The organism is Mixta mediterraneensis (genome assembly GCF_014946725.1).
GTDB lineage: Bacteria > Pseudomonadota > Gammaproteobacteria > Enterobacterales > Enterobacteriaceae > Pantoea > Pantoea mediterraneensis.
The window spans coordinates 143,205-164,643 of sequence record NZ_JACFXY010000001.1; the positions used below are offsets into that span (position 1 = coordinate 143,205).

The 21,439-nt window shown below is 49.1% G+C and carries 15 protein-coding genes; 4 read left to right on the forward strand and 11 right to left on the reverse strand.

Annotation, left to right across the window (positions count from 1 at the left end; genetic code table 11):
* Positions 1–152: 152 nt before the first annotated feature.
* The 5 genes from ihfB to serC all read right to left on the reverse strand — a co-directional run bounded on the left by ihfB (position 153) and on the right by serC (position 5,648).
* Positions 153–437 carry an integration host factor subunit beta gene (gene ihfB, locus H2P46_RS00755; RefSeq protein WP_003849360.1) on the reverse strand — a complete coding sequence of 95 codons (285 nt, stop codon included), beginning with the start codon at positions 435–437 and terminating at the stop codon, positions 153–155.
* A gap of 83 nt (positions 438–520) precedes the next feature.
* Complete coding sequence (rpsA, locus tag H2P46_RS00760) at positions 521–2,194, reverse strand: 30S ribosomal protein S1 (RefSeq protein WP_193403309.1); 1,674 nt, start codon at positions 2,192–2,194, stop codon at positions 521–523.
* Positions 2,195–2,316: 122 nt separating this feature from the next.
* The gene (gene cmk, locus H2P46_RS00765; protein ID WP_193403918.1) at positions 2,317–2,997 is read right to left on the reverse strand and encodes a (d)CMP kinase; all 681 of its coding nucleotides are present in this window, start codon (positions 2,995–2,997) and stop codon (positions 2,317–2,319) included.
* Positions 2,998–3,190: 193 nt separating this feature from the next.
* The gene (aroA, locus tag H2P46_RS00770; RefSeq protein ID WP_193403310.1) at positions 3,191–4,477 is read right to left on the reverse strand and encodes a 3-phosphoshikimate 1-carboxyvinyltransferase; all 1,287 of its coding nucleotides are present in this window, start codon (positions 4,475–4,477) and stop codon (positions 3,191–3,193) included.
* Positions 4,478–4,562: 85 nt separating this feature from the next.
* On the reverse strand, positions 4,563–5,648 hold the full coding sequence (serC, locus tag H2P46_RS00775; RefSeq protein ID WP_193403311.1) for a 3-phosphoserine/phosphohydroxythreonine transaminase: 1,086 nt from the start codon (positions 5,646–5,648) through the stop codon (positions 4,563–4,565).
* Positions 5,649–5,960: 312 nt separating this feature from the next.
* Here serC and ycaO point away from each other — a divergent pair, with 312 nt between their 5' ends.
* The 4 genes from ycaO to pflA all read left to right on the forward strand — a co-directional run bounded on the left by ycaO (position 5,961) and on the right by pflA (position 12,218).
* The gene (ycaO, locus tag H2P46_RS00780) at positions 5,961–7,724 is read left to right on the forward strand and encodes a 30S ribosomal protein S12 methylthiotransferase accessory factor YcaO (protein WP_193403312.1); all 1,764 of its coding nucleotides are present in this window, start codon (positions 5,961–5,963) and stop codon (positions 7,722–7,724) included.
* A 370-nt stretch (positions 7,725–8,094) separates the two neighbouring features.
* Positions 8,095–8,955: a formate transporter FocA gene (gene focA / locus H2P46_RS00785; protein ID WP_193403919.1), complete on the forward strand. Its 861-nt coding sequence runs from the start codon at positions 8,095–8,097 to the stop codon at positions 8,953–8,955.
* 71 nt (positions 8,956–9,026) lie between these two features.
* The gene (pflB, locus tag H2P46_RS00790) at positions 9,027–11,309 is read left to right on the forward strand and encodes a formate C-acetyltransferase (RefSeq protein ID WP_193403920.1); all 2,283 of its coding nucleotides are present in this window, start codon (positions 9,027–9,029) and stop codon (positions 11,307–11,309) included.
* Between the two features lie 168 nt (positions 11,310–11,477).
* Positions 11,478–12,218, forward strand: coding sequence for a pyruvate formate lyase 1-activating protein (gene pflA, locus H2P46_RS00795; protein WP_193403313.1), 741 nt, complete (start codon positions 11,478–11,480; stop codon positions 12,216–12,218).
* 77 nt (positions 12,219–12,295) lie between these two features.
* Here pflA and H2P46_RS00800 read toward each other — a convergent pair whose 3' ends face one another.
* The 6 genes from H2P46_RS00800 to lrp all read right to left on the reverse strand — a co-directional run bounded on the left by H2P46_RS00800 (position 12,296) and on the right by lrp (position 21,342).
* Positions 12,296–13,447: an MFS transporter gene (locus H2P46_RS00800; protein WP_193403314.1), complete on the reverse strand. Its 1,152-nt coding sequence runs from the start codon at positions 13,445–13,447 to the stop codon at positions 12,296–12,298.
* Between the two features lie 314 nt (positions 13,448–13,761).
* Entirely contained in the window at positions 13,762–15,054 is a 1,293-nt protein-coding gene (gene serS / locus H2P46_RS00805; RefSeq protein WP_193403315.1) for a serine--tRNA ligase, read from the reverse strand.
* A gap of 94 nt (positions 15,055–15,148) precedes the next feature.
* Entirely contained in the window at positions 15,149–16,435 is a 1,287-nt protein-coding gene (locus H2P46_RS00810; protein WP_193403921.1) for a replication-associated recombination protein A, read from the reverse strand.
* A gap of 70 nt (positions 16,436–16,505) precedes the next feature.
* Positions 16,506–17,114 carry an outer membrane lipoprotein periplasmic chaperone LolA gene (lolA, locus tag H2P46_RS00815; RefSeq protein ID WP_193403316.1) on the reverse strand — a complete coding sequence of 203 codons (609 nt, stop codon included), beginning with the start codon at positions 17,112–17,114 and terminating at the stop codon, positions 16,506–16,508.
* Between the two features lie 183 nt (positions 17,115–17,297).
* On the reverse strand, positions 17,298–20,729 hold the full coding sequence (locus tag H2P46_RS00820; protein ID WP_193403317.1) for a DNA translocase FtsK 4TM domain-containing protein: 3,432 nt from the start codon (positions 20,727–20,729) through the stop codon (positions 17,298–17,300).
* Between the two features lie 118 nt (positions 20,730–20,847).
* Positions 20,848–21,342, reverse strand: a complete 495-nt coding sequence (gene lrp / locus H2P46_RS00825; protein WP_006118610.1) for a leucine-responsive transcriptional regulator Lrp — start codon at positions 21,340–21,342, stop codon at positions 20,848–20,850.
* Positions 21,343–21,439: the final 97 nt, after the last annotated feature.

Here is a 21,439-nt window from a genome sequence, read left to right on the forward strand (position 1 = left end):
GAACAGGCCCGATGTGCTTCTATAGAATCTGTTACGCAGAAAGACGCGCTTTTTGCATTTCACATAACATTAATTTGGAAAGTGGTTCACATTGCAAATTTAAGCAAAAAAAACGACATCCGGAGATGTCGTTTATGCGATTCGGTATTGGCTTAGCCGTAGATATTTGCACGGTCGCGTAATTCTTTGCCTGGCTTAAAGTGAGGAACGTATTTACCTTCCAGATCCACTTTGTCACCCGTTTTCGGGTTACGGCCTGTACGCGGTGCGCGGTAGTGCAATGAAAAGCTGCCGAATCCCCGGATTTCAATGCGCTCGCCCTGTGCCAGTGTTGTGGCCATGTGCTCAAGCATTTCTTTTACCGCATCCTCAACGACTTTCGCCGGTATATGAGTATGCTGGCCCGCCAGTCTTTCAATCAGTTCTGACTTGGTCATGTAACCTCCGGTTAATCCCTATTGGAATGTATGACAGCTTTTTACCGAAACCGGGCAGTTTCCTGCCCGGTGCGTTAGGGAAATTACTCGCCTTTCGCCGCTTTGAACGCTTCAGCCATAGCGCTAGAGAAATTGCTTTCTTCCTGTTTGGTGTTAACAGTATTGATGGCTTCTTTCTCGTCAGCCTGGTCTTTCGCACGAACAGACAGGCTAACAACGCGGTTTTTACGGTCAACGCCGGTGAATTTAGCTTCAACATCATCGCCAACATTCAGAACCAGAGTTGCGTCTTCAACGCAATCCAGCGAAGCTTCAGAAGCGCGCAGGTAGCCTTCAACGCCGTCTGCTAATTCAACTGTAGCACCTTTAGCATCAACTGCAGTCACTTTACCGGTGACGATTGCACCTTTCTTATTCAAAGTGATGTAGTTGTTGAACGGATCTTCTGCGAGTTGTTTAACACCCAGTGAGATACGCTCGCGCTCTGCATCAACCTGCAGTACAACGGCAGCGATTTCGTCGCCTTTTTTGTACTCACGAACGGCTTCTTCGCCAGTCGCGTTCCAGGAGATGTCAGACAGGTGAACCAGACCGTCGATGCCGCCGTCCAGGCCGATGAAGATACCGAAGTCAGTGATTGACTTGATTTTACCTTCAACGCGATCGCCTTTGTTGTGGGTCTCAGCGAACTGCTGCCATGGGTTAGATTTACACTGCTTCAGACCCAGGGAGATACGACGACGCTCTTCGTCGATGTCCAGAACCATAACTTCAACCACATCGCCTACGTTAACAACTTTAGACGGATGGATGTTTTTGTTGGTCCAGTCCATTTCAGAAACGTGTACCAGACCTTCAACGCCTTCTTCGATTTCAACGAAGCAGCCGTAATCAGTCAGGTTGGTAACGCGACCGGTCAGCTTAGTGCCTTCCGGATAACGCTTAGCGATAGCAACCCATGGATCTTCGCCCAGTTGTTTCAGGCCCAGAGATACACGCGTACGCTCGCGGTCGAATTTCAGCACTTTAACAGTGATTTCGTCGCCCACATTCACGATTTCGCTTGGATGCTTAACGCGCTTCCATGCCATATCAGTGATATGCAGCAGGCCGTCAACACCACCCAGATCAACGAATGCGCCGTAGTCAGTGAGGTTCTTAACGATACCTTTAACTTCCATGCCTTCTTGCAGGTTTTCCAGCAGCTGATCGCGCTCAGCGCTGTTCTCAGATTCGATAACGGCACGACGTGAAACCACAACGTTGTTACGCTTCTGATCAAGCTTGATTACTTTGAATTCAAGCTCTTTACCTTCAAGGTGCAGAGTGTCGCGAACTGGACGTACGTCAACCAGTGAACCTGGCAGGAATGCACGAATACCGTTCAGCTCAACAGTGAAGCCGCCCTTGACTTTGCCGTTGATAACACCGGTAACAGTTTCTGCTTCTTCGTAAGCTTTTTCCAGCGTGATCCAGGCTTCGTGACGCTTAGCTTTCTCACGGGACAGCAGGGTTTCACCGAAGCCGTCTTCTACTGCATCCAGCGCAACGTCAACTTCGTCGCCAACCTGGATTTCCAGCTCGCCGGCTGCGTTCTTGAACTGCTCTGCAGGAATTGCAGATTCAGATTTCAGGCCCGCATCAACCAGAACAACGTCTTTGTCGATAGAGACAACAACGCCACGAACGATGGAACCCGGGCGGGTTTCGATTTCTTTAAGGGATTCTTCAAATAGTTGAGCAAAAGATTCAGTCATATTGATAATCTTCAGGATTCTTCAATTTAACGTCCATCTGACTTCATGTCGGATGGGGTTGTTTCACATGCCCAGCACCGGGTCCGTGGTACAGGGTTAATAAATTCTGTCATACCGAAATATTAAATGCCCAGTTTTTCTCGGGCATAGCGCAGCGCTTTGTCGATAACCTGTTCGATAGACATCTGTGTCGAGTCCAGAACCAGCGCGTCTTCAGCGGGAACTAAAGGCGCGATTGCGCGGTTACGATCGCGGTCATCGCGTTCTTTTATCTCGGCTAAAAGGCGATCAAAGTTAACACTAAAGCCCTTTTCCTGCAACTGTAGCATACGGCGGTGCGCACGCTCTTCCGGGCTGGCATCCAAAAATATTTTTACCGGTGCGTCAGGAAAAACCACAGTTCCCATGTCGCGCCCGTCCGCAATTAGCCCCGGGTTTTCCCGAAAACCGCGCTGGCGTCGTAACAGCGCTTCGCGTACACGTGGAAAGGCCGCAACCCGCGAAGCGGTATTACTTACTTCCTGGGTGCGAATTTCACCCGTTACCTCTTCACCTTCAAGGAGAACCTGCATATCACCATTTTGTGATACAAAGCGCACATCGAGATGCGCTGCAATCGGTACAAGCGCTTCTTCAGATTCAATATCAACCTGATGATGTAACGCAGCCAATGCCAGCACGCGATAGATCGCGCCTGAGTCCAACAAATGCCATTGTAAGGATTCAGCCATCGCTTTGCACAGGGTGCCTTTTCCCGCACCACTCGGCCCATCGATAGTTATAACCGGGGCTGTCGCCGTCATCATTCTCTCCTGTTGCTGCGCGTTTATTGGCCATCAAGCCTTAATAATGGCAAGCATTATACGCGGCCTGAGCCAGGTTCGTTACTCTTTAGCATAGACAGGCTTAAAAATTAGAGACAAATCAGAGGACTTCTAAGGAGGAGCGGTCAGTTAAAGCGAGAAATCCGACGCCTGAAGCGCCGGATAGATAGCCTTACGCTTTCTGGCTAATTTTAGCCAACTGCTCGAAATAGTCAGGGAATGTTTTAGCCGTACAGCCCGGATCCAGGATAGTTACTGGCGTGTCAGATAGCGCTACCAATGAAAAACACATTGCCATGCGGTGATCGTTATAGGTGCCAATCTCAGCGTGAATTAAAGAAGCGGGTGGCGTAATACGAATGTAGTCATGGCCTTCTTCAACTTCAGCGCCAACTTTACGTAATTCGATTGCCATCGCGGCCAGACGATCAGTTTCTTTTACACGCCAGTTGTAAATATTATTTAATTGCGTTGTGCCTTCTGCAAACAACGCTGTCGTTGCAATGGTCATAGCTGCATCAGGAATATGGTTCATATCCATATCAATGGCCTGCAGTTTGCCAGCGGTACAGGCTATATAATCATCGCCCCATTCAACGGTCGCGCCCATTTTTTCTAGCACATCTGCAAAACGAATATCGCCTTGCACGCTGTTTCGACCAATACCAGTAACGCGAACCGTGCCGCCTTTAATCGCTGCAGCGGCCAGGAAATAAGAGGCAGAAGAAGCATCACCTTCAACCAAATAGTCGCCCGGTGACTGATACTGCTGTTGCCCTTTAATAATGAAGCGCTGATAACGTTGGTTGTTAACTTCTACCCCAAAGCAGCGCATCAAATGCAAAGTAATATCAATGTAGGGTTTTGAAACCAGGTCGCATTTAATCGTAATGTGTGTATCTTGCTCAGCTAAAGGTGCCGTCATGAGCAAGGCGGTTAAAAACTGGCTGGATACACTGCCATCAACACTGACCTCGCCCCCCACGAAACCGCCATGCAGATGAAGCGGCGGATAATCAGCGTTCTCAAGGTAATCGATCTTTGCTCCGCCCTGGCGTAAGGCATCCACCAGATGACCAATTGGACGCTCTTTCATGCGAGGCTCACCAGTCAACACAACGTTTTGCTGACCTAAACACAGCGCAGCTGCCAGCGGACGCATCGCTGTACCCGCGTTACCCAAAAATAATTCTAACGGCGCAGATGACAGCAGTGGTCCTGCATTTCCCGTTACCTCGCACACGGTACGATCGTCGGAAAGCGTATAATTCACACCCAGCGCTTTTAGCGCATTGAGCATATGCTTCACATCGTCACTGTCGAGCAAATTAGTCAGCCGGGTAGTACCTTTCGCCAGTGCGGCCAGTAGCAAAGCTCGGTTTGACACGCTTTTAGAACCGGGTAAGTTAACGGTGCCATTAACACGAGCAATCGGTTGTAGAGTCAGGGAGTCCTGCATGTGAAACTAAATCCTCAAAAAAGACGAAAAACCCCGCCTGCCGACGGGGTCGATGCCAATACGAAAATTGGCAGGTCATTATTAATTAACCGTGGCGACGCTCGAAATCAGACATGAAATCTGTTAGCGCTTTTACGCCCTCTAACGGCATTGCATTGTAGATAGAAGCACGCATACCGCCTACCACCCGATGCCCCTTCAGCGCATGTAAGCCAGCCTTAAATGATTCTTCCAGGAAGAGTTTGTCCAGAGAAGCATCCGCCAACTGGAATGGAACATTCATGCGTGAGCGGTTATTGACCGCAACGTCATTACGGTAAAAGCCACTTTTATCAATTACACCATAAAGTAAGTCAGCCTTAGCTTGATTGATTTTATCCATCTCGCTTACGCCGCCCTTCTCTTTTAACCATTTAAATACCAATCCAGAGAGATACCAGGCAAAGTTTGGCGGCGTGTTAAACATCGAATCGTTTTCTGCCAGGACTTTGTAATCAAGGACTGACGGCACGTAGGGATGCGCCTTGCCTAATAAATCCTCACGCACAATCACCAGGGTTAAGCCTGCAGGTCCGACATTCTTTTGCGCACCGGCATAAATCACACCATAACGATTAACATCAATGGGACCTGAAAGAATAGTAGAAGAAAGATCTGCGACTACGACTTTATTCCCAAAGTCGGGTTGCTCATCAATGGCGATTCCATCAATCGTTTCATTTGGGCAAAAATGCACATAAGCAGCATCGTCACTGAGATCCCATTCGCTCATTGGCAGAATGGCGCGCTTACCATCAAGCGTGGTTTTTACATCCAGCGTACGTGGGGAACAGTACTTTTCTGCTTCTTTAATTGCACTATGAGCCCAATAGCCGCCATCAATATAATCAGCGCCTGATGCGTTGCCTAACAGATTACCAGGAACTGCAGCGAACTGAGCGCGCGCGCCGCCATGGCAGAATAAAACTTTGTAGTTGGGCGGTATTTTCAGCAGATCACGCAAGTCCTGCCCGGCCTCTTCTGCTACCTGTATGAACTCTTTACTACGGTGGCTGATCTCCATTACAGAGGTACCCAGGCCGTGCCAGTTTGTCAGTTCTTGTTCTGCACGACGGAGCACTTCTACCGGCAGCATCGCTGGGCCGGAGCTAAAATTATAAACTTGTGTCATTTCCCCTCACCACTGTCATATCGAACGGTTATGAATAATCTATCGGTTTTATCACTGCCTACTGGCTGCTGCAATCATAAATCGGAGAGCGGTCACATTTTCTGAATTTGCCTCGTGGAAGGTTATGTTGCGTATGCACAATGCAGCGAAATATTGTGAGGCTGCTCGTGTGAAATGATTTTATGGGCTGGGTTAACAACTAAAAGTGCGAAAAATAGCCAGCAGAAATTTGTGACGCCTTAATAGCGAACAAGCAGTAAAGTCCGTATCATTGCGCGCTTTACGCACACCTATAACAGAGAGAGCGGCACTATGACGCAAACTTTTATCCCAGGCAAAGACGCCGCACTGGAAGATTCAATCACACGCTTCCAGCTTAAACTGCAGGACCTTGGCTTTAATATTGAAGAAGCCTCCTGGCTGAATCCCGTTCCACATGTCTGGTCTGTGCATATTCGTGACCGTGATTGCCCACTTTGTTTTACCAACGGCAAAGGCGCCAGCAAGAAGGCGGCTTTGGCCTCTGCTTTAGGTGAATACTTTGAACGCCTCTCCACCAACTATTTTTTCGCTGATTTCTGGCTAGGAAATTCCATTGCTAATGGCGACTTTGTTCATTATCCCAATGAAAAATGGTTCCCCTTGCCTGCCAATAATGCGCTTCCTGAAGGCATTCTTGATAGTCGCCTTCACGCTTTTTACGATCCAGAGAATGCGTTAACAGCAGCGGAACTGGTTGATTTGCAGTCAGGTAACAGCGACCGCGGCATCTGTGCCTTACCTTTTACCCGCCAGTCAGACCTGGAAACGGTTTATATTCCGATGAACATTATCGGCAACCTTTATGTTTCTAATGGCATGTCTGCAGGTAATACCGCGAATGAAGCACGAGTCCAGGGTTTATCGGAAGTGTTTGAGCGCTATATCAAAAACCGTATTATTGCCGAAGCAATCAGCCTGCCTGAAATCCCGAAAAATGTTATGCAGCGTTATCCGGACGTCATTGAGGCTATTGCTCGTCTCGAAGACGAAGGTTTCCCTATTTTCGCCTACGATGCATCGCTGGGCGGCAAATATCCGGTTATCTGTGTCGTACTGTTCAATCGCGAAAATGGCACTTGTTTCGCCTCTTTCGGCGCTCATCCAGATTTTGGTGTTGCGCTGGAGCGTACAGTCACAGAATTACTTCAGGGCCGCAGCCTGAAAGATTTGGATGTCTTTACGCCGCCGACATTTGATGATGAAGAAGTCGCTGAACATGCCAATCTGGAAACACACTTTATTGATTCCAGTGGCTTAATCTCATGGGATCTGTTTAAAGAAACGGCCGATTATCCTTTCGTTGACTGGACGTTTAGCGGCTCCACGGAACAAGAATTCAATACATTAATGGCTATTTTCCGCGCTGAAGATCAAGAAGTTTATATCGCGGATTATGAACATCTGGGCGTTTACGCTTGCCGTATTATTGTACCCGGCATGTCTGATATTTATCCGGCAGACGATTTGTTACTGGCAAACAACAGTATGGGAGCCGGTATTCGTGAAACGTTACTGGCATTACCCGAAAGCAACTGGAATCCAGAAGAGTATCTGGATTTGATCGCCCAGCTGGATGAGGAAGGCTTTGATGATTTCACTCGCGTACGTGAGTTATTAGGCCTGGCAACCGGGAAAGACAACGGTTGGTATACGCTGCGTATCGGAGAACTGAAAGCGATGCTAGCGTTAGCGGGTGGTGATTTAGATCAGGCGCTGATTTGGACTGAGTGGACAATGGAGTTTAACAGCTCAATTTTCACCCCAGAACGCGCTAACTACTATCGTTGCCTACAAACTCTTTTGCTGCTGGCAATGGAAGATGAACGCGATCCGCTTCAATATCATCACGCTTTTGTCCGTATGTATGGCGCTAAAACAGTTGAAGCAGCCTCCGCAGCGATCTGCGGTGAAGCGCCATTTAACGGACTGCAACCTGTTGATAGCGATTTGAAAACTTTCGCTGCGCATCAGTCATTACTTGCAGCCTATGAAAAGCTGCAAAATGCCAAGCGCATCTACTGGAATAATAAATAAAACCCACCATTTTAAATGGGTGAAAATCAAAACAGAACAAGCATCAATGGCACTAAAATTATTTAGTGCCATTTTTTAATAACGCTAAGAAATTGAACCATTAAAAACGCACCGGCAAATGCTCTAATACGTTTAACATATTATTTTTCTTTAAAACCCGACTTCAGGCTGGGAAAATCCAGTCAGCCACGATAAAAAATATTTTATTTTTTAAAATAAATTTAAACAATGAAATTCAACAAGTTAAAAACAAACAAGCTTATTTTTTAAGCTAGTTTTTATCACCAATCCGGCAAACATGATCCATATCAAATCCCCTTCCCTGTACCTTTGTTAGTATTTTTACAGACAAATTTCGGAGATGATTAGCGTGAAAGCTGATAATCCTTTCAATCTGTTATTACCAGCTGCGATGGCGAAAGTGGCTGAAGATGCCGGCGTTTATAAAGCGACTAAACATCCCTTTACTACATTCTTTTTGGCCATCACTGCTGGCGTTTTTATTTCAATTGCTTTTGTTTTTTATATCACTGCAACCACAGGCAGTGCTGCTATGCCTGCTGGAATAGCAAAATTAACAGGCGGTATCTGCTTTTCACTCGGTTTAATGCTTGTTGTCGTTTGCGGCGCGGACCTGTTTACCTCAACGGTATTAATTGTCGTCGCCAAAGCGAGTGGACGCATAAGCTGGGGGCAACTGGCGCGTAACTGGGCCAACGTTTATTTCGGTAACCTGGCTGGTGCCCTGTTTTTCGTTGCATTGATGTGGTTTTCTGGCGAACACATGACCGCAAATAGCGCATGGGGTTTAAATGTTCTGCAAACAGCCGACCATAAAATGCACCACACCTTTATTGAAGCTGTTTGCCTCGGCACGCTTGCTAATTTGATGGTCTGCCTGGCAGTCTGGATGAGTTACTCTGGCCGAACACTCACCGATAAATTAGTGGTAATGATTCTGCCAGTTGCAATGTTTGTTGCCAGCGGCTTCGAACACAGCATTGCCAATATGTTCCTGATTCCTTTCGCTATTGTTATCCGCGATTTTGCCAGCCCAGCCTTTTGGCAGGCAGCCGGTGCAAGCGCATCAGAATTTCAGGCACTTTCCGTCAATAACTTTATTTTCGACAACCTGATTCCGGTCACCCTTGGCAACATTATCGGTGGTGGTCTGCTGGTTGGGTTGACTTACTGGGTTATCTACTTACGTAGCGATGACGCAGCGCATTAAACGTATCCGGACAGCGCAGACGCTTCTTTGCGCTTGAATGTAAAAGTCTTCTTCGATAAGGCAGGTATATGATGACCGAACTTAATGCAAAACTGGCTTCGGCCTGGGAAGGGTTCGCTACTGGCGAATGGCAACACAGCGTCAATGTGCGCGATTTTATTCAAAAAAACTATACGCCTTATGAAGGTGACGAATCTTTCCTGGCTGGCGCAACAGACGCGACCACAAAATTATGGGAAAGCGTGCTGGAAGGTATCAAAATTGAAAATCGCACCCATGCGCCGGTAGATTTCGACACTGATCTTGCCTCGACCATTACTTCACATGAAGCTGGCTATATTAATAAGTCGCTGGAAAAAATAGTGGGTCTGCAGACCGAAGCTCCATTAAAACGCGCCATTATTCCCTTTGGCGGCATCAAAATGGTCGAAGGTTCGTGTAAAGTTTATGGTCGCGAACTCGATCCCACGCTAAAAAAAGTCTTCACTGAATACCGTAAGACCCACAACCAGGGCGTGTTTGACGTGTATACGCCAGATATTATGCGTTGCCGCAAATCAGGCGTCCTGACCGGTTTGCCCGACGCATATGGTCGCGGGCGTATTATTGGTGATTACCGCCGCGTAGCGCTATATGGCATTGATTTTCTGATGGCAGATAAATTCTCGCAGTTTGCTTCTCTACAAAGTGACCTTGAGAACGGCGTTAACCTGGAAGCGACCATCCGTTTACGTGAAGAAATTGCAGATCAGCATCGTGCTTTAGGCCAAATTAAAGAGATGGCGGCTAAATATGGGCACGACATTTCTGGCCCGGCGACCAATGCAATCGAAGCCGTTCAATGGACTTATTACGGTTATCTGGCTGCTGTAAAATCGCAAAACGGCGCAGCGATGTCATTTGGACGCGTGTCCACCTTCCTTGACGTCTATATCGAACGCGACCTAAAAGCAGGCAAACTAAATGAAGAACAAGCGCAGGAGCTAATCGACCATTTAGTCATGAAGCTACGTATGGTGCGCTTCTTGCGTACGCCGGAATATGATGAGCTTTTCTCAGGCGACCCAATCTGGGCAACTGAATCTCTGGCTGGCATGGGTATGGATGGACGTACGCTGGTAAGTAAAAGTACCTTCCGTTTCCTGAACACGCTTTACACCATGGGTCCTTCGCCAGAACCGAACATGACTATTTTGTGGTCGGAGAAACTTCCGGTCAACTTCAAAAAATACGCGGCGAAAGTCTCCATCGATACGTCATCTCTGCAGTACGAAAATGATGATTTGATGCGACCTGATTTCGACAATGATGACTATGCAATAGCATGCTGCGTAAGCCCAATGATTGTCGGCAAGCAAATGCAGTTCTTTGGCGCACGCGCCAATCTGGCAAAAACGCTGCTGTACGCCATCAATGGCGGTGTCGACGAAAAGCTGAAAATGCAGGTTGGCCCGCAAGGCGATAAAATTACCGATGATGTGTTGAAGTTCGATACCGTAATGGAACGCCTCGACCAGTTTATGGATTGGTTAGCGAAACAATATGTGACGGCGCTAAATATTATCCACTACATGCATGACAAATACAGCTATGAAGCCTCCTTAATGGCGCTTCATGACCGCGACGTTTATCGCACCATGGCTTGCGGCATCGCTGGTTTGTCAGTAGCAGCAGATTCATTATCTGCAATTAAATATGCCAGGGTAAAACCGATTCGCGATGAAGATGGCCTGGCGGTTGACTTTGATATCGAGGGTGAATATCCGCAGTTTGGTAATAATGACTCGCGCGTTGATGATTTGGCCTGCGATTTAGTCGAGCGCTTCATGAAGAAAATTCAGAAATTAGCGACTTATCGTGATGCTGTACCAACCCAGTCAGTGCTGACCATCACTTCAAACGTGGTTTACGGCAAAAAAACTGGTAACACCCCAGATGGTCGTCGTACAGGCGCTCCTTTTGGACCGGGTGCTAACCCGATGCATGGTCGCGACCAGAAAGGTGCTGTTGCTTCCCTGACTTCAGTTGCAAAACTGCCGTTTGCTTACGCGAAAGACGGTATTTCTTATACTTTCTCAATTGTGCCGAATGCGTTAGGTAAAGACGATAATGTACGTAAGGCTAACCTGGCAGGCTTGATGGATGGTTATTTCCACCACGAAGCGAATAGTGAAGGCGGTCAGCATCTGAATGTGAATGTCATGAACCGTGAAATGCTGTTAGATGCCATGGAACATCCGGAAAAATACCCACAGTTGACCATCCGGGTTTCAGGTTATGCCGTTCGTTTTAACTCACTGACAAAAGAACAGCAGCAGGATGTAATTACACGGACTTTCACACAATCGCTTTAAAGGCCAGGCGTTACGATAATAAAAAGGCTCCTTAAAGGAGCCTTTTATCTAAAAATCGGCTTTGGTTGTTTTCTGTGGCAGGCACCAACCAAAATTGATTTTTATATTCTGAGCACAACACAGATTGTGCAGCCTGCTACGACAGGCTTATCTGGAGAATACATCGCAATGTCAGTCATCGGTCGCATCCACTCATTTGAATCCTGCGGTACTGTTGATGGTCCCGGCATCCGTTTCATCACTTTTTTCCAGGGCTGCCTGATGCGCTGCCTTTATTGCCATAATCGCGATACCTGGGACACGCATGGCGGCAAAGAAATTACGGTAGAAGCCTTGATGGCGGACGTTCTGTCGTATCGCCACTTTATGAATGCTTCCGGCGGCGGCGTAACCGCATCAGGTGGCGAAGCGATTTTACAGGCAGAATTTGTTCGCGACTGGTTTCGTGCCTGTCAGGCCGAGGGTATTCATACTTGCCTGGACACCAATGGTTTTGTCCGTCGTTATGATCCCGTAGTTGATGAGCTACTCGACGTAACCGATCTGGTCATGCTCGACCTCAAGCAGATGAATGATGATATTCACCAGATTTTGGTTGGTGTTTCAAACCACCGTACCCTGGACTTTGCACGCTATCTGCAGAAGAAAGGCAAGCGGACATGGATACGCTTTGTCGTTGTTCCGGGTTATTCTGATGACGATGAATCAGCGCATCGCCTAGGCGAGTTTACCAGGGACATGGATAATGTTGAGAAAATCGAGCTGCTGCCCTACCACGAACTGGGTAAGCATAAATGGATTGCGATGGGTGAGGAGTACAAGCTTGATGGCGTGAAACCGCCATCTAAAGAAACCATGGAGCGGGTAAAGAGTGTTCTGGTCAGCTACGGTCACAACGTTATGTACTAATTAGCGTTATGTCTTAATTAACTGTATGTCTTAAAAGGAGAGCATTTGCTCTCCTTTACATGTCTGGCTATTTAACTTCAGGCATGCGCCACAGGTGTGGCCTGCTGATCGGCTTTGCGCAACAGCATCACTAAATAGACCAGCGAGACTACTGCGATCATCACAAATAATAAGCGGTCAGAATAATTTTGCATCAGCATCGAAGTCATACTCGGGCCCACAAGACTGCCAACCGTATAGCTCATCAGTAATGCCTGATTCATTCCCACCAGTTCATGATGTGCAACGGTTTCGCATGCCCAGGACATGGCTACCGGATACAGCGTAAAGCCTGCCAGTCCTAATATGAAAAGCGCGGGTGCCATCGCAGCGCCGGATAGCATCGCTAACGCGCCAAGAATCACCACAAATACCTGCACACGCAGGACCAGCATACGCCCAAAGCGATCGGCAAGACGCCCAACCGGCCATTGCCCTACAATCCCCGCACTGACCAGCAAAGCCATCCAGTAGCCTACATTGGCGTCGCTCATACCCTGATGTGACAGATAAAGCGGCATCAGGCCATATAGCGAACCTAAAACAATGCCAGAAATGATGCAGCCATTAATACCAAGACGTGAACTGCGATGACGCAGCATGGGCCAGATTCGTCCCGGTGCTGCTTCAGTCGATTCACTTTCAGAAGCCACACGCATATAAATCAGTGGTAAGACAGCGCATATCACCAGCGTTGTCACCCAGGGAATAACGCTTACGACTTCAGTAGTAACCTTGCTTACCAACAGCTGGCCAGCAACCGTACCGAGATAATAAACAATCATATACGCTGCCAGCAGCTGACCGCGATTACGAACGGTGCCGCTACACAGCAAAGCGCTTTCTACAACCACCCATATCAACGCACAACCCACGCCAGCGATAAAACGCAACGCTGTCCAGCCCCAAAAACCATTACATAACGCCAGGCAAACCGTTGCCGCCGCAAATAACAGCGACGCAAGATAATAGCTACGATTAAAACCCTGTTTTTTTATCAGCCAGCCAGCCAAAAAAGTGCCGATCAGATTGCCGGTGTAATAAGAGGAGCTGACCATGCCTATTTGCCAGGTCGCCAGTAAATCATGCGTTAACCACAGCGGGACAAGCGTGTTAAGTACTGCAATTGAAACCGTCATTAACAGCAAGCCGCAAAGCAGCAACATCACAGGGCGTGACCAGGTAGACATAGTGGATAAAACCGAAAGGAAGAAAGGAAATTGCGCGCAGTTTGCCACTGCTTTTTTTAAAGTCAACGGGCTAAAAATCAACACAGCATTTTTTGCTGCACGACAATTTAATTTACTAATCTTCAGTAAGTTAGGCTGCAGCTGATCACTGCATCCGTTTTTCCTATCTCTATGAATAGAGAGATTTTTAAGCCATAAGCCCATCAAAATATCGATAACGTTTATTTGTGATAGGTTTGTGCTTCTAACTGCCTGAATAATTTCATTCAGCCATAAAAAAACCCGACCTGAGTCAGGCTTAATTAAAACGTCTGTTAACCAATAAACTCAATGCCCTTCATATAAGGACGTAACACTTCCGGCACTCTAATGCGGCCATCAGCTTGCTGATAGTTTTCCAGCACCGCAACTAAGGTACGGCCTACTGCCAGCCCTGAACCATTCAGTGTATGGACCAGACGTGGCTTTTTGTCTTGTTTACTACGACAACGCGCCTGCATACGACGCGCCTGAAAGTCGCCCATATTGGAGCAGGATGAAATCTCGCGATAAGTATTCTGTGCAGGCAACCAAACCTCCAAATCGTAAGTTTTGGTTGAGCCAAAGCCCATATCGCCAGTGCATAGCAGCACCTTACGATACGGCAGATCCAATAGCTGTAAGACTTTTTCAGCGTGACCAACCAGCTCCTCCAGCGCATCCATTGAGGTTTCGGGCGTCACGATTTGCACCATTTCAACTTTGTCGAACTGATGCATACGGATCAAACCTCGGGTGTCACGTCCATACGAACCGGCTTCAGAACGGAAACATGGTGTATGTGCGGCCAGCTTTATCGGCAGGCTTTCTTCTTCAAGAATTTCGTCGCGAGCGAGGTTGGTCAGCGGCACTTCGGCTGTTGGGATCAAGGCGTAGTTACTGCTGTCTGACTCTTCTGCCAGCGGTTTAGTGTGGAAAAGATCCTCACCAAATTTTGGTAGCTGCCCTGTACCGTATAACGTCGCATGATTGACCAGATACGGAACATAAGTTTCAAGGTAACCGTGCTGCTCACTGTGCAGGTCAATCATAAACTGACTAAGCGCGCGGTGCAGACGGGCAATCTGACCCTGCATCACGACAAAACGTGAACCGGTCAGTTTTACCGCCGCAGCAAAATCCAGCTCTTTGGCGGCTTCTCCCAGCTCTACATGATCTTTTACCTGGAAATCAAACTGGCGTGGCTCACCCCAGCGGCTGACTTCCTGATTATCGTTTTCATCTTTGCCCAACGGCACTTCATCTGCTGGCACGTTAGGCAATGCTAAAGCAAAGTCACGAATTTTATTTTGCAGCTCGTCCAGTTCTGCTTTAGCAGCGTTCAGGCGTTCGCCCAGCGCATTCACTTCCTGACGCAGCGGCTCGATGTCTTCCCCACGGGATTTGGCCTGACCGATGGATTTGGATCGTGAATTACGCTCAGCCTGCAGATTTTCCGTTTCAACCTGCAACACTTTACGACGCTCTTCACAGGAGCGCAGCGTTTCTACATCCAGTTTGAATCCTCGGCGTGCCAGTTTTTCTGCGACTGCGTCTGGCTCATTACGCAGCAGATTGGGATCGAGCATGCTTATCCTGTGTATTTGAAAGTTGTTTAAAAGAAAGGACGCGTTCCCGCTGGAACGCGTTGAAAACCTTGACCACATTACCGCAACGCCTGTTTTAGCGGTAGCGTTTTGTCGGGCTATTTTGATCCTGCTCAGCAAGCCAGGCTAGCTTTTCGCCAATTTTGCCTTCAAGCCCGCGCTGAGTGGGATGGTAATAGCGCGTTTGTGCCATTTCAGGGGGGAAATAGCTCTCACCCGCGGCGTAAGCATGCACCTCGTCATGCGCATAACGGTATTCCCTGCCGAGGCCCATCTCTTTCATCAATTTTGTCGGCGCATTACGTAAATGTTCAGGAACATCGTAATCAGGATTATCACGTGCATCTTGCATCGCGGCTTTAAATGCAGTGTAAACCGCATTGCTTTTGGGTGCGCATGCCAGATAAACAATCGCCTGTGCAATGGCGCGTTCCCCCTCCGCTGGACCGACTCGCGTAAAGCAATCCCAGGCGGCAATAGCAACCTGCATAGCGCGTGGATCGGCATTTCCCACATCTTCAGAGGCAATGGCCAGCAGTCGCCGTGCGACATAAAGTGGATCTCCACCTGCAGTAATAATGCGCGCATACCAGTAAAGAGCCGCATCCGGTGCCGAACCCCGAACCGACTTATGCAACGCTGAAATCAAATCGTAAAAGCGATCGCCTTTATTATCGAAACGAGCCGAACGTTCACCTGACACTTCATTGAGTAACTGTGGCGTTAATTCCCGCTGACCGGCGCTATTAGCTTCTGCCATGTCCGCCATCATTTCCAGCGTATTTAAGGCGCGACGCGCATCACCGTTTACCAGCTCAGCAATCATCCGCCGAGTGTTATCGGGTAATACAATGTCGCTGTTACCATAACCGTGATCTTTATCCTGCATAGCCTGCAGCAGGACCTGCTCAATATCCTGGCTGGATAATGATTTAAGCAGGTAAACGCGGGCGCGTGATAACAGCGCGGAGTTCAGCTCAAAAGAGGGATTCTCGGTAGTGGCACCGATAAAAGTGATGGTTCCATCTTCAATGTGCGGTAAGAAGGCGTCCTGCTGACTTTTGTTGAATCGATGCACCTCATCCACAAACAGAATGGTACGACGACCCACCTGTTTACTTTGGCGGGCGCGTTCAATCGCTTCACGGATCTCTTTAACGCCAGACGTCACAGCAGAGATACGCTCAACATCAGCCTTACCGTAATGGGCGATAATTTCTGCCAGCGTAGTTTTACCTGTTCCCGGCGGCCCCCAAAGAATCATTGAATGCAGATGCCCGGCTTCGATAGCGCGCGGCAAGGGCTTGCCCGGTGCCAACAGATGTTGCTGACCGATATACTGTTTCAACGTTTCTGGCCGCATACGCGCGGCCAGGGGTTTGAAATCTTCGGTGGAAAAATCCAGAGACAGGTTATTACTCACTACAACCTCATCAACGTTGATCGTCCACCGTTACGCCTTTAGGCGGTGTGAACGTAAATTTATCTGGACTGATTGCGCCATTTTTCTGGCTTTTCAGCTGATAGCTGCTGCGCTGGCCATCTTGCTCAATCGCGCTGAACTGGTTGATAGTCCCGTCCGGCGTCACCGAAATGGTGAATTGCTTCAGATTGCCGTCACTGTTTTTCGGTGACAGCTCGAAGTTATCGCCCTTCTGTTTAATATTATATTGCAGCCAGTCGCTGGACTGATTACGCGCAATAAGCATAAACGGCGTATTGCTGGTCGCATTCTTCAGTAAACTCACTGTCGCTTGCTCGACAAAAGGATTGTAAAACCACAGCGACTTACCATCAGAAATGATGACGCTTTCATCCGGTGCCGTCATGTGCCAGTTAAACAGACTGGGGCGCTTCACCCACAATTCACCTTCACCATCCTGTACGTTTGCGCCAGTGCCGTCTGTTACTTCCTGGGTGAAGCTGGCGTGAAAGCTGCTGACTTTATTAAGACGTTGCTGCAAATCACTTGAAGCATCAGCCAACACGCTGGCAGAAGCGAAAGTGGCCAACAGGCCAAAAGCCATTACACGTAATTTCATTTGCTTCAATTCCTTATCTCTTCGTTTCCCATTAATAGCGTCTTTAAGACTGAACGCCGTCCTGCCATTTAAACAGGAGAAAAAACCGAAATCATAGTCAAATATGGGGATGATCGGCTGATAAACAATGAGCCAGTATAAACTGGCTCATTGATTTAAGTTTCAACGCTTGTCTTGATCACGTTACATTTCATGTGGTGGCGGAGCCAACACCTCGCGGTTCCCGTTATGTGCTGGAGGAGAGACAATGCTTTGCGCCTCCATCTGCTCAATGATGCGCGCCGCACGGTTATAACCAATACGGAACTGACGCTGTACCCCAGAAATTGATGCCCGCCGTTTATCGACCACAAACGCTACTGCCTGATCGAACAGGGGATCGAGCTCTTCATCACTGTCCATTCCGCCTGCACCGCCTTCGCTTTCTTCGCCAGCGGTAATGCTCTCAATATATTGCGGACGACCACGCGCTTTCCAGTCCTGCACCACCGCATGCACTTCCTGGTCGCGAACAAATGCCCCGTGAACACGCACAGGCATTGATGAGTTCGGCGGCATATAAAGCATATCCCCCATGCCCAGTAAGGATTCGGCTCCGCCCTGATCGAGAATAGTACGTGAATCAATCTTGCTCGATACAGTAAAGGCGATACGGGTTGGAATGTTGGCCTTAATTAAACCGGTGATCACATCAACCGATGGGCGCTGCGTCGCTAACACCAGGTGGATACCAGCAGCACGAGCTTTTTGCGCCAGGCGAGCAATCAACTCTTCCACTTTTTTACCCACCGCCATCATCAGGTCGGCAAATTCATCCACCAGCACCACAATATAAGGGAGCTTTTCTAATACCGGCGGCGTCATGTCCATGCTGTCACCCGGCTTCCAGAACGGATCGGGGATCGGGCGGCCCATCGCTTCGGCCTGTTCAACTTTTTCGTTGTAGCCAGCCAGATTACGCACGCCCAGAGCAGACATCAGTTTATAGCGACGCTCCATCTCACCCACACTCCAGCGCAGCGCATTGGCGGCGTCTTTCATGTCGGTAACCACTTCGGTTAACAGGTGTGGAATGCCTTCATAGACAGATAGCTCCAGCATTTTCGGGTCGATCATAATAAAGCGCACCTCTTCCGGCGTTGCTTTATACAGCATGCTGATAATCATGGTGTTAACGCCCACAGACTTACCAGAACCGGTCGTACCCGCAACCAGCAGATGTGGCATTTTGGCTAAGTCAGCTACCACAGGTTGTCCGGCAATATCTTTCCCTAACACCACCGCCAGCGGAGAGGGATTGTCGCGGAACTTAGGACAATCCAGCACTTCACGCAGATAAACGGTTTGCCGGTGTTTATTTGGCAGCTCCAGCCCGACATAGGGTTTACCGGGAATAACTTCTACCACGCGAACCGCAACGGCCGAAAGCGAGCGCGCCAAATCCCGCGAAAGATTAGAGATACGCGCAGCTTTCACGCCAGGCGCCAGGTCCAGCTCGAAACGCGTAATGACTGGCCCCGGCGAAATGCCGACCACTTCGGCTTTCACGCGATAATCTCCTAGGCGTGACTCAACCAGGCGTGCGGTTTGCTCCAGCGCGAACATGTCTACCGGCTCTTCCTCTTCTGGCGGAGCCGTCAACAGGCCAAGCGTAGGCAACGGTGTGGATGGTTTCTCTAGAGGCTGTTCGTGACGCATCAGGAAAGGATGAATCAGACTGTCATGCAGCGAAGGTTTCGCTTCTTCAGCCGCTTGTGTAGGGACGGATGCTGCAAAAGGAGAATGCGCTTCCGGTGGTGGAACCGGTGCTGGCGTTTGAGGTGCAGCGACTTCCGCCTTTTGCTGCCACGGTTCATGTGATACCGCAGGTTCTTCCGGTTCAGGCATCGCAGCGATAGTAAACAGCGGCTCAGTTGGGCCGTCATCGACCAGATCTTTCATTGGTGAAAAATCGAAGGCGGAAGAGGTATCCAGATTAAACGCTGGCGCTGTGGCTTGCTCTTGCTCTTGCTCTTGCTCTTGCTCTTGCTCTTGCTCTTGCTCTTGCTCTGGAACATAGCGTTGCTGCTGTTGCTCTGCAAATTGACGAGCGAGCGAAGCCTGCTGCAGAGCGTCTTCATCCTCTTCTTCCTGCTGCCAGTTTTCCCCATAGCGCTGCTGTTGTCCAGACTGAAAAGCTTCACGCAGTTTAGCCTGTTGTAATGCTTCCTCGTCATCTGGCGTCCAGGTGGCATTTTCTTCCGCGGCCATGGTTGACTGAGTAGCACTGGACCTTTCCGCTTTAGCCTTCTCTTCCGCCATACGCTGTGAAGGCAATTTAATGCCATAAGATGCTAATTCACGACGCGTCGGCAGTTTCACCGGATTGGGACGTGGTAAAGATGGCCCGATCCCTTGCTTAACCTGCGGGTTGTGATTGATTTCAGGAGCAGGATCAAACGTCGGTGCCAGTGCAGACGCACGCGACGCGGCAGACGCAGCGGCAGTGCTGACAACGGCGGCGGCTGTCGCGGAAGGCGCTTCTGGCAATGAGGAGGATGTCTCACGCCAGTTGCCCATTTTAGGTTCATCATCTGTAAAAGCAGAAAACTGCGGCGCTGAAACTGGTTTTTCTTCAGGCACTTCAAAGCGATAAAGTGGTGGCGAACTGTCTGGTGCTTGCGAGGAAGCGGGTTTAAGGGGAGCCGCCTGGACTGTTTCAGATGGCGCAGCAGGCGAAGCCGGCGACGCCGCTGAAACAGGCGCTGCAGGTTGTACCGGTGCTAATTTAACCTCTGCGGCTTCTACTGTGGCGGTCACAGCAGCACTGGTTGCCGCCGCCGCTTTCGCTAATAACGGATCCTGCGGGTTGTTAACCTCGCTGGCAGGTGCGCTATGTGGTGCAGCCAACAGCACATCATCGTCATCCTGTGGGATAGCATACAAACTGGATGCAGGCGCAGATGCAGCGTCTTCGTCATAGTCCGCCTCATCTTCTTCCTGCCATCGTTCATCATGACGTGATCGATTGCTGGCAAAAGTCAGTACGCCCATGACTACGCCGCCAATTCTTTCGGCAATCGTCAGCCATGACCAGCCGGTATACAGCGTAACACCCGCCGCCCAGACGCACAGCAACGCTAGCGTACCGCCCGCTGGACTAAACCATGGCGCAATGGCGTTACTAACCAGGCTACCAATTACGCCACCAGACGCGAAATACCAGATGTCATCCGCGTTCAGTGCCGCCATGCCGCACGTAGTGACTACCAGCGCCAGCCCGCCGATTAAACGTAAGCCAACAGCAAAATAATCGAAATAATCCTGCTTATCACGCTGGCAAAAAGCGATCCAACACAACCCAAGAATGACCGGAGGAATGGCATAAGCCATACCGCCAAAAATAAAAAGCAAGGTATCCGCAAGCCAGGCGCCACCGCTCCCGCCAATATTGTGGATAGGTTCGTGCCAGGCCGTTTGCGACCAGCTCGGATCGGAAGGGTTAAAGCTGACCAAAGAAACCATCAAATAGATGGCAAAAAGCGCCACCAGGATGAGCAACGCTTCCAGTAGACGACGTCCACTGCTCAGCGATTGTAACGAAACGTCTTTATCTTCTGTGTATTCCTGGCTCAAGAGGACTCTCCAGGTGCCTGTAAAGTATGAAGCAACAGCGCCGGGCAACCCCGACGCTGATCCTGTATGAATTCACAGGAGTGTATCGAAATCCCACAGGTTTTGCACCTGCTCCGCATCAGCGAGTTTTGATCACCAGGCGATTGCTCTGTTTGACCTCTTCCATCACTACATAAGTACGCGTGTCGTTAACGCCTGGCAGACGCAACAAGGTTTCGCCCAACAGTTTGCGATAGGCAGACATATCAGGTACACGTGTTTTCAACAGATAGTCAAAATCACCGGAAACAAGGTGACACTCTTGAGTTTCCTCAAGTTTTTGCACAGCGGCGTTAAATTGCTCAAAGACGTCTGGGGCGCCACGATTCAGAGTAATCTCAACGAATACCAGCAATGATGCATCCAGATAATGCGGGTTTAATTGTGCGGTGTAGCCCAGTATAAAACCCTGACGTTCAAGGCGGCGCACGCGCTCAAGGCATGGCGTAGGCGATAGCCCTACGCGTTTGGAAAGTTCTACGTTTGAAATACGACCGTCTTTCTGCAGTTCATTCAGAATATTTCTGTCGATTCGATCGAGATCTTTCCCGGGGCGTTTCTTATTGTCTACCATTATTATTGTCTCTCTTCATTCCTTCCCTTTCCCTGCCACACCCTGAAAAACGCTCATTGTTCGGGGCATTTTGAAGTGAAGTATCAGAGCCTGTGCT